Source organism: Peribacillus sp. S4, assembly GCF_046715815.1.
GTDB lineage: Bacteria > Bacillota > Bacilli > Bacillales > DSM-1321 > Peribacillus > Peribacillus frigoritolerans.
The window spans coordinates 2,839,889-2,856,149 of record NZ_CP175708.1 but is presented as its reverse complement, the minus strand read 5'-3'; the positions used below and the strand labels follow the sequence as shown (position 1 = coordinate 2,856,149).

At 39.7% G+C, this 16,261-nt stretch carries 15 protein-coding genes and 1 pseudogene; 11 read left to right on the top strand and 5 right to left on the bottom strand.

Translation table 11 applies throughout. The features are described 5' to 3' along the window. Positions 1-143: 143 nt before the first annotated feature. The 3 genes from ACJ9PY_RS13575 to ACJ9PY_RS13565 form a co-directional block, all read right to left on the bottom strand. Positions 144-650: a hypothetical protein gene (locus ACJ9PY_RS13575; RefSeq protein ID WP_411738341.1), complete on the bottom strand. Its 507-nt coding sequence runs from the start codon at positions 648-650 to the stop codon at positions 144-146. Beyond that, positions 614-1,024, bottom strand: a complete 411-nt coding sequence (locus ACJ9PY_RS13570; RefSeq protein WP_411738340.1) for a helix-turn-helix domain-containing protein — start codon at positions 1,022-1,024, stop codon at positions 614-616. The genes ACJ9PY_RS13575 and ACJ9PY_RS13570 overlap by 37 nt, the downstream gene beginning before the upstream one ends. A 591-nt stretch (positions 1,025-1,615) precedes the next feature. Continuing rightward, positions 1,616-2,245, bottom strand: a complete 630-nt coding sequence (locus ACJ9PY_RS13565) for a CAP domain-containing protein (RefSeq protein WP_411738339.1) — start codon at positions 2,243-2,245, stop codon at positions 1,616-1,618. Positions 2,246-2,878: 633 nt separating this feature from the next. Between ACJ9PY_RS13565 and ACJ9PY_RS13560 the strand changes: the two are divergent. The 9 genes and pseudogenes from ACJ9PY_RS13560 to ACJ9PY_RS13520 all read left to right on the top strand — a co-directional run. Further along, positions 2,879-3,556, top strand: a pseudogene (locus ACJ9PY_RS13560) (NAD(P)/FAD-dependent oxidoreductase); the annotation flags it as partial. 136 nt (positions 3,557-3,692) lie between these two features. Next, positions 3,693-4,271, top strand: coding sequence for a GNAT family N-acetyltransferase (locus ACJ9PY_RS13555; protein WP_106027348.1), 579 nt, complete (start codon positions 3,693-3,695; stop codon positions 4,269-4,271). Between the two features lie 155 nt (positions 4,272-4,426). Continuing rightward, positions 4,427-4,861, top strand: a complete 435-nt coding sequence (locus ACJ9PY_RS13550; RefSeq protein ID WP_098865135.1) for a DMT family transporter — start codon at positions 4,427-4,429, stop codon at positions 4,859-4,861. Between the two features lie 685 nt (positions 4,862-5,546). Continuing rightward, positions 5,547-7,181, top strand: coding sequence for a peptide ABC transporter substrate-binding protein (locus tag ACJ9PY_RS13545; RefSeq protein WP_223255883.1), 1,635 nt, complete (start codon positions 5,547-5,549; stop codon positions 7,179-7,181). 133 nt (positions 7,182-7,314) lie between these two features. After that, positions 7,315-8,244, top strand: coding sequence for an ABC transporter permease (locus ACJ9PY_RS13540; protein WP_034311122.1), 930 nt, complete (start codon positions 7,315-7,317; stop codon positions 8,242-8,244). Beyond that, entirely contained in the window at positions 8,244-9,173 is a 930-nt protein-coding gene (locus ACJ9PY_RS13535) for an ABC transporter permease (RefSeq protein WP_057277522.1), read from the top strand. Before ACJ9PY_RS13540 ends, ACJ9PY_RS13535 begins: the two co-directional genes overlap by 1 nt. 49 nt (positions 9,174-9,222) lie before the next feature. Then, positions 9,223-10,236 carry an ABC transporter ATP-binding protein gene (locus tag ACJ9PY_RS13530; RefSeq protein ID WP_057277523.1) on the top strand — a complete coding sequence of 338 codons (1,014 nt, stop codon included), beginning with the start codon at positions 9,223-9,225 and terminating at the stop codon, positions 10,234-10,236. A gap of 13 nt (positions 10,237-10,249) precedes the next feature. Further along, a complete protein-coding gene (locus tag ACJ9PY_RS13525; protein WP_048679436.1) occupies positions 10,250-11,242 on the top strand; it encodes an ABC transporter ATP-binding protein in 993 nt (330 codons plus the stop codon). 205 nt (positions 11,243-11,447) lie between these two features. Further along, positions 11,448-12,302 carry a crotonase/enoyl-CoA hydratase family protein gene (locus tag ACJ9PY_RS13520; RefSeq protein ID WP_411738338.1) on the top strand — a complete coding sequence of 285 codons (855 nt, stop codon included), beginning with the start codon at positions 11,448-11,450 and terminating at the stop codon, positions 12,300-12,302. A gap of 221 nt (positions 12,303-12,523) precedes the next feature. Here the strand turns inward: ACJ9PY_RS13520 and ACJ9PY_RS13515 are convergent, their stop codons facing one another. Further along, the gene (locus ACJ9PY_RS13515) at positions 12,524-12,724 is read right to left on the bottom strand and encodes a cold-shock protein (protein WP_029714163.1); all 201 of its coding nucleotides are present in this window, start codon (positions 12,722-12,724) and stop codon (positions 12,524-12,526) included. Positions 12,725-12,908: 184 nt separating this feature from the next. Continuing rightward, positions 12,909-13,865: a D-2-hydroxyacid dehydrogenase gene (locus ACJ9PY_RS13510; protein ID WP_411738337.1), complete on the bottom strand. Its 957-nt coding sequence runs from the start codon at positions 13,863-13,865 to the stop codon at positions 12,909-12,911. A 122-nt stretch (positions 13,866-13,987) separates the two neighbouring features. On the opposite strand from ACJ9PY_RS13510, the gene ACJ9PY_RS13505 reads away from it, so the two are divergent. Both ACJ9PY_RS13505 and ACJ9PY_RS13500 read left to right on the top strand, forming a co-directional pair. Beyond that, entirely contained in the window at positions 13,988-14,536 is a 549-nt protein-coding gene (locus ACJ9PY_RS13505; RefSeq protein WP_057277525.1) for a GNAT family N-acetyltransferase, read from the top strand. Positions 14,537-14,750: 214 nt separating this feature from the next. Further along, positions 14,751-16,208 carry a CoA-acylating methylmalonate-semialdehyde dehydrogenase gene (locus ACJ9PY_RS13500; RefSeq protein WP_328135178.1) on the top strand — a complete coding sequence of 486 codons (1,458 nt, stop codon included), beginning with the start codon at positions 14,751-14,753 and terminating at the stop codon, positions 16,206-16,208. The last annotated feature ends 53 nt before the right edge of the window (positions 16,209-16,261 follow it).

Sequence of the window (16,261 nt, the reverse complement as noted above, 5' to 3'; positions counted from 1 at the left end):
TCTTCTATTATAGCTGACATAGAATGGCTATTGAAAGCATTATGATCGTTTCAAAGGATTTGAAATATTGAAGGTAAGGGTGAACTAACGATACTAAAAAAAGATAGAGATTTTTAAGCAATCTCTATCTTTTTTATCCATGTTCATATCCAGTGCAAAATGTTTTCCATTTCATGTTCGGCAATTTGTACGAATTCTTCGTTTTTTTGAAGACTGAAAATGTTTTTGGATTGCTTTATATAGTGCAGTCCTTCTTCAGGTTGTTGCAGATGAACCAGATTCTTACCAGTTAAAAGATGGAGTTCCGCATATAAATATAATGATTCTATCGAATTACAAATGTTGATCCCTTTAAGAGTATAATTTAATGATTCTTGATAATAATGAAGTTCAGTCAATGTTCGAGCTAATCCATGAATGATCTTCACGATAATGGTACCTTCTTGGTTCACATGGGGAATATTCTCGATAAATTCCAGTGCATCATTGAAGATGGTGATGGCCTCTTCATAATTCTTCGTTTTAAAATGGATGATCCCGATACTATTTAAAACTTCTATCTCCTGTTGATGAAGAATGACCCGTTTACCCATGGTAACCTGCATGGCTTCATTCAATAATTCAATAGCCTTTTGTTTGTCATTGTACAAATAAAAAAAGAGATACCTTCATGCCATTTTAAGAATTGATGAAATGATATCGATTTTTCCGGTGCAGTTGCCATTTCTTTTTGAATGATTTCATAAATTGCTTCATAATTACGTGTGCGTTTGTATTTGTTAATCAAAAGTTTAATGGTTTCTATGTAATTATAGATCGGTTCATTTTTGGTAGTGAAGAAATACGGCAGGTCAACTTTAAGTTTATCCGCAAAAAGTGCCAATTCATCAATGGTTGGAGAAGTGATGCTTCTTTCATAATCTGACAGGGCATTAGGTTCACATATATCCTTAGCCAGTTCTTCTCGTGTAAGATTTTGTTTAATTCGTAATTCGTTGATGACAGAGCCAACCTCTATTTTCATTACAATTGCCCCTTTGTACCTATATCTAGAATTCTATTTTAACATAATTTAATTTTTATCAGTAAGATAATTGAAAGATAGTATGATATAACTACTTTACGTGTATTCCTTGGGTATCCATCCAACTAAAAAATAACGAAGAATGTTTTCTTATTGAAGCGATCAAACTGAAATTACGTCTTTTCGATATAAAGTGAGAAAGGTATATAATCATTGATAATAGCAATCATTAGACTTGGAATATAAGAATAAATAAAAAGAGGCGGCAATCTGCCGCCTCTCAGACTGTAGACAAATTCGATGAAAATCGAGCTAGTCTACAGTTTTTAATTTGAAAAAAGTTGCAGTTGATTTCAGAAATCCACTTCCTTTCCGCAGACTGTCTGCCAAGCCTTCTCGACGCAAGCGTCTGTGGGGTCTCGGCTAGCCAGTTTTTCGGCAGGAGTGTCGCAAATTTCTTCAATCTAATGAGGTTTCATTCCAAATAGGTAAAAATACATGAAGGATAACCAAGTTTCCTTAAATTATCATGGTCCGGGGGAGAGTTGTGTCGACAAACTTAGAGGCGGCAATCTGCCGCCTCTGAAGCTTTTAATTTCCAATGAATTGTTGGGTCCAATAGTGGGCGTATTTCCCTCCAGTTACATGCCCGATTCCAATGTGCGTATAGTTCTTGTTAAGGATATTCGCCTTATGTCCGGGGCTGTTCATCCATGATTTCATGACAGCATCCGCACTAGGTTGACCTGCTGCGATATTTTCCCCTGCGTACTCGTAACTGATCCCAAAGGATTTCATCATATCGAAAGGCGATCCATAACTGGGGCTTGTATGATTGAAATAATTATTATCACGCATATCCTCAGATTTTAGAATGGCTACGTTGGAAATGGCTGTATCCATTTTAAGTGAAGGGAGGCCCGATTTTGCCCGTTCTTCATTAACTAAACTAAGGACCTGCTGTTCAACTGATTGACTTTCTTTGCGATTAACCGCGGTAATGGATGATTCGGGAAGATTTATGATTTGTCCGATTCGAATTTGATTTGCATCGTTTATAGCAGAGTTCGATTTAAGTAATTCGTCAATGCTGACATCATATTCAGAAGCGATTTTCGTTAAGGTATCTCCTTCTGCCACCTCGTATGTATTCGCTCCCAAAGCAACTTTTGGAGATAGAAGTGATAGTGACAGTGCTGATAAAAGGATGATTTTCTTCATTTTAATTCCTCCTAGTAGAATATCTGGATTGGTAATATAGTATCCTATAAAAATAGTTTTGTGTAAAATTAGCTCATTCTCATTCTTTATAGGACTAGGAAAAAGGATAGTATAAGAATATACATAATAAGGGTCCATATAACTTGGCAGATTATATGGTAAATGAAAATCATAGGTCTATTTGATAAATTGGAATGCTGAATTTCTGGAAAAAAAGAATCATTTTACGTTTGCAGGCAATGTTTTTCAGGGAAATAACAAGTACATCAAAACGATATAGTTATATGGAACTAAAAAGGTTGAAACTAATTAATTATCCCAAGGGTGGAGCTTGTATGGATTTAAAGGCAGGGAAAGTGTTTTGCAAAGATACATTTGAAGCGAGAAAATATCCCATGTTGGAGGAAGACCTTCTATGTGATGTTTGTATAGAAGGAAGCGGTTTATGCACACTGTGCCTATTTTTTGACAGAGACTGGTCTAATTTTTTTCCTGATCGATAAAAGGGATGCTAGTGAAGGAAGTACGGTTGCGAACACTGGACTTTTACAGTTTTCAAATGAGTAGAAAAAGCTTGTACTATGCATCCAACCCCATGGATGTTTCTAAGCTTAAAGAGAATATAGGAATCTTAAAACCCGAAATTTCCCTGTTGAATATTATACTGAAAAAGAGATTAATCGGAAATTTTCGTTTTCGAAAGCAGGAGCGCTGGTTACAGATAATGATGCTGAAATCAATCCTTATAAACATGTACATTTATTGATTGAAAAGGCAGTTTCGAAAGGCGTACGTGTCTATGCAAAAACAAAAATCAATGGAAAGATACTAAAAGAGAATCAAACCCAGTTATTTATCGAAACGGGTCATACCGTACATGCACAGACGGTCATCTTCGCAACTGGTTATGAAGCCCAAAAAGAAGTGAAGGATAAAAATGCAGTGGTTCTCAGTTCATATGCCATAGCAACAAATCAAATAGCCGATCAAGCTCAATGGCATGATAATATGATGATTTGGGAAAGGGCACGGCCTTAATTATATGCAAGAAAAACTCCTGACAATCGAATTATCATTGGTGGCCTTGATGAATCGAGCGGTTATCTGGAGAAAAGGGATCCAATGATTTTGAACAATAGAGATAAATTAATAAAGCAGCTTGTCAATCTGTTTCCAGAATTAGAGAATCGGATCTGGGCTGATTATTATTGGGGAGCTTTATTTTGTGAGATCCATGATGGTTTACCGACAATAGGAATGTATCCTGACCATCCTAATTCTACTTCTTATTGGGTTATGGCGGGAATGTGACGGTTTACAGTGTCAACCGTTCCCAAAATATTCAGGGATTAAGGCATTTTTCAAAAAGTATTGTCCATTAAGACAGGTATCTCTTCATCTTGAATAGAATTAAGTAGACAGCTGAATATACGGGAGGGATTCTTCGATGTGGTTTAAGGAATTGGAAACAGAAAGACTGCATTTAATCGAAATAGGTCACCATCATGCCGAGAGTCTGTTTGAAATCCTCTCTAAAGATGAAGTGACCAAATATGATGGGATAGAAAGTTTAACTCTAGTAGAAGATGCCCGCCGCTTAATCGACTCGTTTAAAAGTGCTTATATAAACAAACGAGGGATGCGGTGGGGGGTCATTCTAAAGGATTCAGGCAAGTTCATCGGTACTGTTGGCCTGCATCAATTGAGCCTAGCCAACAAACGCACCGAAATAGGATATGAAATCCATCCTGAATATTGGAGGAAACACTTTACGTCTGAAGCTGTCAACGTAGTATTGCGCTATTGCTTTGAGGAATTGAGACTAAACAGAATCGCCGCTTTAACTTTCAAGGATAATATTGCATCCAGAAACCTTCTGAAGAAATTTGGATTCAAAGAGGAAGGCAGCCTCAGAAGTTATCTATTTCTTCGTGACCAGTACCATGATGCCCTGGTATTTTCCTTGTTGAGTACGGAGTATAGCCAGTTAAGGCAACAAAGTGTTCAGGAATCATATAGATTTTAGTTTGGTATAGAAGATTGCAGCTGGCCCAAAGTGCCAGTTTTTTTATTTGCAGATGATTTTATATCAGTAAAGGACAATATACATATTTTTCATGTTAAAATGGTATGCGAATTCATTAATCAGTCCGGATGGACATAAAAAGGAGCAAAATCACTGTGAAGATATTATTTCCGTTGCTTGCGGTCCTGGGCGGAATCACCATTGCCATACAAGGACAAATCAATGGTGGATTAGGAAAAAAAGTGGGGGTAATTGAAGCTTCCTTCATTTCGTTTGGAATCGGAACTCTCGCTTTATTATTTATTGTTTTGTTTGCGGGAAATGGAAATATTTCTGCCATCGCGTCTGTACCCAAATGGCAATTAACAGGCGGGCTGTTAGGGGCTATTTATGTCATTGTGATCGTATTGGTCGTGCCTCGGATTGGAGTGGCACCGGCATTGGTCGGGGTTATAGCAGGCCAGATAATTATTGGGGCAGTCATTGACCATTTCGGTTTATTCGGAGGCGTTCGCATCCCATTGGATGCGAAAAAGGTGGCAGGAATTTGTTTACTTTTCGTGTCATTATATTTGTTTAATCATAAATGAAGAAGGGGCACTTTTCAATGAAATGACGGGTACATATAGGGGAATATTTCTATTCCCCTATAGTTAATGTCTATTATTTGGAGATTGATTAAAGAGAACTAAATATTTTAATCAAGTAATGCATTATTCTGCTAAAATATATTATTTGAGAGGGGATGGTTTGCTAGGAAAGTTGTCTTAGTAATCAACCTGATGTGAATTATTAGAATATTGAGAAATAAATAGACAAGAGAACCTATATGAATACTGATTTAGAAGGGTTTGTAAAAACACCTGGAAGTCGGAAGTCCTTTTAGGTGATCATTTCTATTTACCTAGTATCTAGATCGAATTGATTAGCAATTAATTACTATATTGTGAAAAAGTACTCACCGGTTTATTGATTTTTTGGTTTATTCGTAATATACTTAAAATTCAACATCTTTAATTCGAGGTATAGTATCCTTGGCGAGGTGAAAAAAAGGTGATTTTATACCTAGTAAACTGCATTAATTGCTTTTTTTAGGTAGAAATTAAGATTTATGCAAACGGTTCGCTAATTGTTTTTGGTGAATTCCTGCAATGAATGCTTCTGCTTTTCCTCGCAATCATTATATGTACTATACGGAAGATTAATAGGTGTTAGAAGGATAATCTCTTAAATGGGAATATTCTAAGAAAGATTAAAGATGAGGGGGAATATTTTTTGAAAAAGTCTAAATTTTCAGTGCTTGCTCTTCTTATGGCCATCATGCTTATGCTTGCGGCATGCAACGGCGGTTCGAAGGAAACTTCGAATGAAAAAGAAGGGGGCTCGGGTGACTCATCCGGATTAAAAGTATTAAACGTAAACAATTCGAGTGAACCTGGTTCGCTTCACCCTGCAAATGCTCAAGGTACTCATGAATCATGGATCCTTGAACATACGTTCGAGGGGCTGACAAAGAAAACAGAGGAAGGCAAAATCGTCCCTGGTTCTGCAGAATCATGGGAAATCAGTGAAGATGGATTAACTTGGACATTCAAATTGAAAGATGGTTTGAAATGGTCAAATGGAGATCCGCTTACAGCCAATGATTTCGAATACGCTTGGAAATATGCTTTGAAACCGGAGACGGCCGCAGATTATGCTTACCAACTTTATTATCTTAAAGGCGGGGAAGCATACAACAGTAAGAAAGGGAAGGAAGAGGACGTAGGGGTTAAAGCGACAGACGAACATACATTAGTCGTTACTTTGGAACAGCCTACACCATATTTCCTTGACTTGACTTCTTTCTATACTTTCTATCCAATCAATAAAAAGGTACAGGAAGAAAATCCAAAATGGGCTTTGGATGCAAAAACTCACGTTTCAAACGGGCCGTTCAAATTAACGGAATGGAAACATAAAGAAAGCCTGAAAATCGAAAAGAATGAAAATTACTATGATAAAGATAAAATCAAATTGGATGCGGTTAACTTTGCTCTAATTGAAGATGAAAATACAGCATGGCAAATGTATCAGAGTGGCGAATTGGACCTCGCTTATCCGCTGCCAGTGGATATTCAAGGTCAAATGGTCAATTCTGATGATAAAGAATTCAAAATGGGCAAAGAACTTGCCGTTTACTATTACAACTTTAATACAGAAGTGAAACCTTTCAATAATGCTAAAGTAAGGAAAGCGCTTTCAATGGCTATCGAGCGTCAAAAAATCACCGAAAATGTTGCTCAAGGCGGACAAAAGCCTGCTTTCGGCGTAGTCCCTCCGGGTATTCCTGATGCATCTGGAGATTTCCAGGAAAATACAGGTAACCTATTTAAGGAAGATGTTAAAGAAGCTAAGAAATTGTTAAAAGAAGGACTTGCTGAAGAAGGCATGAAAGAATTACCTGAGTTTTCAATTTTGTATAACACTTTAGATTCACACAAGAAAATTGCTGAAGCGGTTCAAGGAATGTGGCGTGATAACCTGGGTGTTGAAGTGACACTTGAAAATGCGGAATTCCAAGTTAAGCTTGACCGTGAAAAAGCTGGTGACTTTGAAATTTCCCGTGCAGGATGGGTTGGTGACTATGTTGACCCGATGACATTCATGCTTTGGGAAACGGACGGCGCCTATAATGATGCAGGTTGGTCAAACAAAGAATATGATAATTTATTAAAAGAAGCAAAATCTACAATGGATCCAAAAGAACGCATGGATGCTTTGCATAAAGCAGAGAAAGTCATGATTGACGAAATGCCGATCCTTCCGGTTTACTTCTATACAAAACCATATATGGTTAAATCGAATGTTACTGGAGTTTTTGCTCCAATTAACGCTTATCCGAACTTTATTTACGCGGATAAAAAATAATAGAAGGATAATAGTGAAATGAGAGGTATGTCCGATTAAGGACATACCCCATTTTTCAATTGCGAATTTGAATATTTCATGCATTCATTTCCGTTTTCAACTTCTTAGAAAATCGATGATTGGGGTGATTACCATGTTGAGATATACATTAAACCGTTTTAAATGGGCGATTATTACTTTATGGGCTGTTATTACATTAACGTTCATCATAATGCATACGATTCCGGGAAATCCATTTGCAAAAGAAGGAGCCATGCCTCCTGCTGTTTATGAAAACCTTCAAGTCCACTATGGATTGGACAAGCCGTTGTTGACCCAATATGGGAATTATTTATTGGAAGTCGTTCAATTTGATTTTGGTCCTTCATTGAAATCCTCATCCATTTCCGTGAATGATTACATTTTGAAGGGGTTTCCGGTGTCCTTGCACTTAGGGGCACAAGCCTTGGTGATTGCCATCTTCTTTGGCCTCATTCTAGGTGTCGTGGCATCACTGAAAAGAAATAAATGGCCCGACTATTTATCAATGATCATTGCCATCGTAGGGATTTCCGTTCCTAACTTTATCCTGGCGACTATTTTAATCAATTATTTTGCAATTAAATGGAATATATTCCCTGTTGCTACATGGGCGACATGGCAGCATACCATTTTACCATCCATTGCCCTTTCCATGATGCCGCTTGCTTTCATCGCGAGACTGATGCGGACAAGCATGCTTGAAGTAATGGGGCAGGATTACATTTTGACAGCAAAAGCCAAAGGATTGAAACGGAGCGGTGTCATAATCAAACATGCGATTCGGAATGCGTTATTGCCGATTATCACGGTTCTGGGCATCCTTACGGCTAATATCGTGACAGGAAGCTTCATCATTGAACGAATTTTTGGTATTCCTGGCATGGGAGATATGTTCGTAAAGGGAATATCCAACAGGGACTACCCGGTGATTCTTGGTTCCACAATTGTGTATAGTGCGGTGCTTATTTTATTGATATTCATCGTTGATATAGCCTATACGTTGATTGATCCTAGAATTAAAGTGACGGGGGAGAAGAAATAATGGCAGATAAAGTGCATTTAACCGAAGATATGTTCCAACCCGCCGACGGCAACTTTAAGGAAGCTGAAAAAATAGCAAGACCTACAGTTTCATATTGGTCTGACGTCTGGCGTCGATTTAAAGAAAATAAGCTGGCGATGACGGGGTTTATTCTTATAATCCTCTTGGTCTTGATGGCGATTTTTGGTCCGTACATTAACGGATATACTTATTATGGACAAGATTTCGATAAAAAGAATCTTAGCCCAAATAGCGAGCATTGGTTTGGAACGGATTCATCAGGAAGGGATCTATTTACGCGAGCCTGGTACGGTGCAAGGATATCCTTGTTCATTGGATTGATGGCAGCGCTGATCGACTTTTTAATTGGTGTCCTTTATGGCGGGATTTCTGCCATTCGCGGTGGACGCACGGATAATATCATGATGCGTTTCGCTGAGGTGATCTATGCGATTCCATACCTATTGATGGTTATCTTAATGATGGTCGTATTAAAACCTGGTATTCTGCCGATCATCATTGCGATGTCGATTACGGGGTGGATTCCGATGGCGCGACTGGTACGGGGCCAGGTTTTACAACTGAAAGAGAATGAATATATCCATGCTGCAACAATCTCTGGAGCCAATACGAGCTGGACTTTAAGAAAACACATGATTCCAAATACAATGGGACCGATCCTTGTCAATTTAACGTTGACTGTACCTACTGCCATTTTTGCCGAAGCTACACTTAGCTTTTTGGGACTGGGAGTTCCGGCACCTCAGGCAAGCTGGGGAACATTGACAAGTGATGCACTGGGAAGCATTCTGGTAGGGAATTTCTATCAACTGTTAATCCCGGCAATATTGATTTCCTTAACGATGTTCGCGTTCAATGTGGCTGGTGACGGATTGCAGGATGCCTTAGATCCAAAACTACGGAAATAAATGAGACCTAACATAATGATTTGATATTACTAGAATAGGAGGGACGATGATGGAGAACCTATTAGAAGTCAACGATTTACAAATCACCTTCCATACTTATGCAGGTAAAGTGCAAGCGGTTCGCGGTGTGAACTTTGGCGTGAAAAAGGGGGAAGCCGTTGCGATTGTTGGGGAGTCCGGATGCGGCAAAAGTGTTACAGCGAAATCTATCATGAGATTATTGGAAACACCCCCGGCAGAGTATGGAAAAGGGTCGATAAACTTTGGCGGTAAAGACCTTCTTAAAATGAGTGAAAAGGAAATGCAGAAGATTCGCGGGAATGAAATCAGCATGATTTTCCAGGATCCGATGACTTCGCTCAATCCAACGACAAAAATCGGCAGCCAGATCATGGAAGGCATTTTAAAGCATAATAAAAATATGTCCCGAAATGATGCATACGAACGGGCGTTGGAAACACTGAAACTAGTAGGTATTCCACAGCCGGAAAAAAGGATGCAGCAATATCCGCATGAGTTTTCAGGTGGTATGCGCCAAAGGGCAATGATAGCGATGGCCCTTGCTTGTGAACCGAAATTACTGATTGCCGATGAACCTACAACTGCATTGGATGTAACGATACAAGCGCAAATTTTGGAACTGATGAAAGATATCCAACGAAGAATGGATACTTCCATCATTTTAATCACTCATGATTTAGGTGTGGTTGCGGAAACTTGTGAACGGGTAGTCGTCATGTATGCAGGCAAGGTTGTGGAGACGGGTACGGTAGAGGCAATATTTTCAAACCCGCAGCATCCTTATACAAGAGGTTTGCTTAAAACGGTGCCGAGGCTGGATATGGAAAAAACGGCTCCGTTGGTTCCGATTATCGGATCACCACCTGATTTATTGGATCCGCCAAAAGGATGCCCATTTTACCCGAGATGTGAATCAGCAATGAAAGTGTGCAAAGACCATGATCCGGAGCTTGAAGTAGTGGAAGAAGGTCAGACAGCCGCATGCTGGCTGCACCACCCGATGGCCAAGGCAGCACAGGTACAAGCACCGACTAACGTATAAAGGAGGAGAACCAATGGTTTCACTGAAAAATAAGGCCGTAAAAGAAAAGACATACAACGAAAATTCTCCTCTTGTTGAAATAAAGAATCTGAAGAAGCATTTTCCTATCGGTTCTCAATCGCTGAAAGCGGTAGATGGTTTGGATCTCAAAATCTATCCAGGGGAAACTGTCGGTCTTGTTGGGGAAAGCGGTTGCGGTAAGTCGACTGCAGGTCGTACAATCACTCGATTATATGAACCGACAGATGGAGAAGTTCTTTTTCAGGGGAAAAATATTTTCGATTACAAACCTGGGGAAATGTCACATATCCGCCGTGAAATACAAATGATTTTCCAAGATCCTTACGCATCCTTGAACCCAAGGATGAAGGTGGAGGAATTGATTGGGGAACCACTTGCCATTCATGGGATATCAAAAGGTAAAGAGCGAAGAAAACGGGTGGAAGACCTATTAAAGCTGGTTGGTTTAAGTCCGGAACATATCACTCGTTTTCCGCATGAATTCAGTGGAGGACAGCGCCAGCGTATTGGAATTGCAAGGGCATTGGCTTTAAATCCTAAATTCATCGTTTGTGATGAACCAATCTCTGCCTTGGATGTTTCGATACAGGCCCAAGTGGTCAACTTATTAAAAGAACTGCAAAAAGAAATGGGATTGACTTATTTATTCATCGCGCATGATTTATCGATGGTCAAGTATATTTCAGATCGCATTTTAGTCATGTACCTTGGAAGAATGATGGAACTTTCGGATAGTGATTCTTTAACGAAAGATCCGCTACACCCATACACACAGGCCTTGCTATCCGCAGTGCCGATACCAGACCCGACTATTAAACGGGAAAGGATCGTCCTTAAAGGCGATGTACCAAGTCCGATCAATCCGCCGAGCGGCTGTGTATTTCGGACGCGCTGCCCTAAGGCTATGGAGATATGCTCCAGTGCTGTACCTGAATGGAAAGAACAAAAACCAGGGCATTTCGTTGCTTGTCATTTATATTGGTAAACAAAAAAACCAGTTGCATTTGCGACTGGTCTTTTTTTACACATTTATGTAAAATATTTTTAGAATAGAAACGATTATCAAATTATTTATCAGCATGTCAAAATAAAAAACTAGGAATCTGAAATTAAAACATATAAAATGTAATTATATGTAAATATAAAATTCTGTTGAATGTTTCAATTTGTGAGAGAAGGAGGGACTGTTATTGTATTCCACGATAACTAGTGAGATCGTCGATCGTGTCATGATTGTTACTCTTAATCGTCCAGAGAGAATGAATGCTTTCAATGAAAAGATGTGTGAGGAGATGATTCGCGCTTTTAATGAAGCGGATGAAAATGATGACGTAAGAGCCGTCATATTAACTGGCGCTGGGGATGCTTTTTGTGCTGGAATGGATTTGGAAAAAGGTGCAGAAACGTTTATGGATCACACTCCTTTGGTTGAATATCGCGATGCAGGAGGAATGTTGTCATTACGGATTTTTGAGATGAAGAAACCTATGATAGCAGCCATTAATGGAGCGGCAGTCGGGATTGGGATAACAATGACTTTGCCCATGGACATTAGAATTGCTTCAACAGATGCAAAGATGGGTTTTGTATTTGCAAGGCGGGGGATAACGATGGAGGCATGCAGCGGCTGGTTCTTGCCTAGACTTGTCGGAATGGGCAAAGCTTCCGAATGGATTTTTACCGGTAGGATGATTACGGCCAGTGAAGCATTTGAGGGAAGGCTGGTAAACAAGATCGTCGAGCCAGAAGAATTGATGTCTGCAGCAATGGAGATTGCGACAGACATTGCGGAAAATACATCTTCCGTCTCTGTGACGCTATCCCGGCAATTAATGTGGTCCATGCTCGGTGCGAACCATCCTGTTGAATCACACAAAATAGAATCGAAAATGATTCATTGGACCGGAAAACAAGCTGATGCACTAGAAGGAATTGAAGCTTTTCTCGAAAAAAGGAAAGCCGATTTCAAAATGAAAAGCAGCACGGATATGCCTCCGTTTTATCCGTGGGGAACGGATCGAACATATGAAGCGGATAAGAAATGAATGAATGGTAAGGTCGGTATCGAGGGCTTCGGAAGTGCTTGATAATTTTTACTTTTCGGATAAATTAGGGTTTCTTTTCTTAGTGTGTTATACTAGGTTTACCATTTACTAAACTTGTTTCATGTTCCCTATTCCCTGTGAATAGGGTTTTTTTATGATTGTTTTTTTGATCAAAAAAAACAGACCCTACAAGTAGGGTCTGTTATATATTGTATTTAAAATTATGCTTTTTGAACGTTAGTAGCTTGGGGTCCACGTTGACCTTGCTCAACTTCAAAAGTAACTTCTTGACCTTCGTCTAATGATTTGAATCCTTCGCTTTGGATAGCTGAGAAATGTACGAATACATCGTCTCCGTTTTCGCGTTCGATGAAGCCAAATCCTTTTTCTGCGTTAAACCATTTTACTTTACCTTGTTCCATTGTTGTTGCCTCCTAGTGTGAATCCACACATTGTGTTACTACCCTTGCTCAATCATTAGACGAAAAGTTTTTCACTTATCAATCTTCCCGAACAAAAATAATTCTTTTTAAATATAACAGATAATGTCGGAATCTGCAAGCTAACAAGGAAAGATTATTAATGTATACAGAAAATGAACAATTCTTAATACCCTTTTTTGTAATCAAGTAAATTTGTTGAAGGTGTTTTACCATTTAGATAGTCCTTTAAATTCGGCATGAAAATATCCTGAATTAGCCTTTGGTCGTAAAATTCCGTATTTCCGGATGTGTGCGGCGTGATGATTACGTTGTTCAACTCCCATAAAGGGCTATTCTCAGGAAGTGGCTCCGTTTCAAACACATCAAGACCAGCACCTGCTATATCTTTGTCCTTAAGCGCTTGAATCAATTCGTTTTGAATGACCAGGTTTCCCCTTCCTATATTAATGAAAAATGCGGAGCGCTTCATTAACTTGAATTCGTTTTTACCGAACATATTCCTTGTTTCTGGGGTCAATGGTAATGTCACGACAATATAATCACACCTAGGAAGAAGATCAATCAATTGTTTTTGTGTGAACATCTCATCTACGAATTCTTCTGATTTACCGGAATGGCGCATCCCTAATACGGTCATGCCAAAAGCCTTGGCAATTTTTGCGGTTTCCTTTCCGATTTTCCCGACACCGATGATTCCGATGGTCTTTTCATGAATTTCCTGCTTCATATGTGCGTGATGCCAGGTCCTTGTCTGCTGTTGCTTAATATATGTATCTACTTTTCTTGTTAAGGCAAGCAAAAACGCGAAAATTGTCTCTGAAATGGGATACGCATGAACGCCGTTTGCAGTTGTAATCTGAACATTCTTTTGTTCTAAATTGTCCAGGGGTAAAGCATTCACTCCTGCACTCCATGTCTGGATCCATTTAACATCGCTTGCAGCAATCGATACAGACATTTCCGCTTTCCAGCCTGCGATGACTTCTGCATCGGCAATATGATCTCTCCATTTTTCCGGGGATCTCCCGGTGATAACAGTCCACTCGGGAATCAATTCTTGGATCTTCTGTAATAAGATTTCATTCAAATTTTGGCTTATTATGAGTTTTCTTTTTGTCATAATTATCCTCCAGGATATTTTTTTCTGAATTATACGTAAGTTTCGATAATATTTCAATTGGGAAGGGCGATTGCTTACCAATCTTGCTATAATACTAATAATCAATGGAATGGGGTGTAATCATGAACGTGAAAGAGATATATGGACAGCTGCCTGCCCTGGAATCAAAACGATTGATCATGAGGAAAGTCACCATGAATGATGCCGAAGACATGTTCGCTTATGCATCCAACAATGAAGTTTCCCGTTACGTCACATGGGAAGCCCATCGTTCCCTAAGTGATACAAAAGATTTTATCCGATTTATACTTCAAAATTATGAGGATAAGAAAATCGCTCCATGGGGCATAGAACACAAGGAAAGCGGTAAGCTGATAGGTACCATTGATTTTGTTTCATGGCAGGTTGACCATCATCGTGCGGAAATAGGGTATGTGCTTGCACCAGAATATTGGGGGAGTGGCTTGATGACGGAGGCAGCCCAAAAGATAATCGCCTTTGGCTTCGAAAATATGAACCTAGTTCGAATACAAGCAAGGTGCTTCGTTGAAAATTCAGGTTCAGAGCGAGTCATGCAAAAGGCTGGTATGTCTTTTGAGGGAATCATCAGAAAAGGAATGTTCGTCAAGGGGAAGCATCAAGATCTAAAGCTATATTCCATTATAAAATGATGGCCGCGTAGTCAGCTGATTAAAGGGATAGTATAAGAAAAATATACATCGTTTGCGAAATCGTGAATTTCTGTTGTTGATTATGGTGGAAAGCCAGAAACAAACAATATGTGCAAATATTGAATCAAAAACTATACAAAACGTCTAATGTAAAAAGTCGTTTTGAAAAATATAATGAAACTATGAAATCGTGTTGAAATGGAGGGTTTATTTAATGACAGTTATCAATGAAGTAGAAACGTTGAAAAATTATATCGGTGGCAAATGGGTTGATTCCACAACTTCGAAACATGAACAAGTGCCTAACCCGGCAACAGGAGAAGCATTGGCAATCGTACCCCTTTCAACAAAGGAAGATGTAAACCAAGCGGTGGAGGTTGCTAAAAAGGCGTATAAAGAATGGAAAAAGGTCGCCGTTCCAAAAAGAGCTCGCTTCTTATTCCGTTACCAGCAATTACTGATTGAACACTGGGATGAGCTTGCAAAGCTGGTCACTATCGAAAACGGAAAAAGCTATACAGAAGCATATGGTGAGGTTCAGCGCGGGATTGAATGCGTGGAGTTCGCAGCAGGTGCCCCTACCTTGATGATGGGAAGTCAGCTTCCTGATATTTCCCCAGGCATTGAATCTGGCATGTATCGTTATCCAATGGGTGTCGTTGCCGGGATTACGCCGTTTAATTTCCCGATGATGGTGCCATGTTGGATGTTCCCGCTGGCAATAGCTTGTGGAAATACGTTTATCTTAAAACCTTCAGAACGGACACCGCTTTTGGCTAACCGTCTCGTGGAATTATTGACAGAAGCCGGTGTTCCGGATGGTGTTGTCAATATTGTCCATGGTGCCCACGATGTCGTGAATGGGATTTTGGAACATGAAGACATTAAAGCGGTATCATTTGTGGGATCCCAGCCTGTCGCAGAGTATGTATACAAAACGGCAGCTGCCAATAAAAAACGTGTCCAGGCTTTGTCGGGTGCGAAAAATCATTCGATCGTCATGCCTGATGCAGATTTGGATAATGCCGTAACGAACATAACGAATGCAGCTTTCGGATCTGCAGGCGAGCGCTGCATGGCTGCGTCAGTGGTTGTTGCGGTGGGAGAAGTGGGAGATACGCTCGTTAAGAAATTAAAGGCTGCAGCGGATAACATCAAGATTGGAAATGGAATGGATAAGGACGTTTTCCTGGGACCTGTAATCCGTGATACTCATAAAAAAAGAACAGAACAATATATTGAAATCGGGGAAAAAGAAGGAGCTGTCCTCCTTCGTGATGGCAGGAATGAAGGCGATCAGGAAAAAGGCTATTACGTTGGACCGACATTATTTGATCATGTAAAAACAAACATGAAAATATGGAGTGATGAAATTTTTGCTCCTGTCTTATCCATAGTACGAGTTAATACTCTTGAAGAAGCAATTGAATTGACCAATCAATCCGAATTTGCCAATGGTGCCTGCCTCTATACGGATAGTGCAAAAGCCATCCGGGAATTTCGCGAAGAAATTGATGCAGGGATGCTTGGCATTAACCTTGGGGTACCCGCGCCAATGGCATTCTTTCCATTTTCCGGATATAAAAGTTCGTTTTATGGGGACCTTCATGCCAATGGGAAAGACGGCGTGGAATTTTACACGAGAAAGAAAATGTTAACGGCAAGATACTGATAGGAAAAAGGGGGTCGGCGCAATTTGTGGTCGGCCTTCCTTTATACATTATT

Coding starts and splice junctions, on each gene's coding strand:
- ACJ9PY_RS13570 (WP_411738340.1), bottom strand. CDS start 1,024: ATGAAAATAGAGGTTGGCTCTGTCATCAACGAATTACGAATTAAACAA.
- ACJ9PY_RS13565 (WP_411738339.1), bottom strand. CDS start 2,245: ATGAAGAAAATCATCCTTTTATCAGCACTGTCACTATCACTTCTATCT.
- ACJ9PY_RS13555 (WP_106027348.1), top strand. CDS start 3,693: ATGTGGTTTAAGGAATTGGAAACAGAAAGACTGCATTTAATCGAAATA.
- ACJ9PY_RS13540 (WP_034311122.1), top strand. CDS start 7,315: ATGTTGAGATATACATTAAACCGTTTTAAATGGGCGATTATTACTTTA.
- ACJ9PY_RS13535 (WP_057277522.1), top strand. CDS start 8,244: ATGGCAGATAAAGTGCATTTAACCGAAGATATGTTCCAACCCGCCGAC.
- ACJ9PY_RS13530 (WP_057277523.1), top strand. CDS start 9,223: ATGGAGAACCTATTAGAAGTCAACGATTTACAAATCACCTTCCATACT.
- ACJ9PY_RS13525 (WP_048679436.1), top strand. CDS start 10,250: ATGGTTTCACTGAAAAATAAGGCCGTAAAAGAAAAGACATACAACGAA.
- ACJ9PY_RS13515 (WP_029714163.1), bottom strand. CDS start 12,724: ATGGAACAAGGTAAAGTAAAATGGTTTAACGCAGAAAAAGGATTTGGC.
- ACJ9PY_RS13510 (WP_411738337.1), bottom strand. CDS start 13,865: ATGACAAAAAGAAAACTCATAATAAGCCAAAATTTGAATGAAATCTTA.
- ACJ9PY_RS13505 (WP_057277525.1), top strand. CDS start 13,988: ATGAACGTGAAAGAGATATATGGACAGCTGCCTGCCCTGGAATCAAAA.
- ACJ9PY_RS13500 (WP_328135178.1), top strand. CDS start 14,751: ATGACAGTTATCAATGAAGTAGAAACGTTGAAAAATTATATCGGTGGC.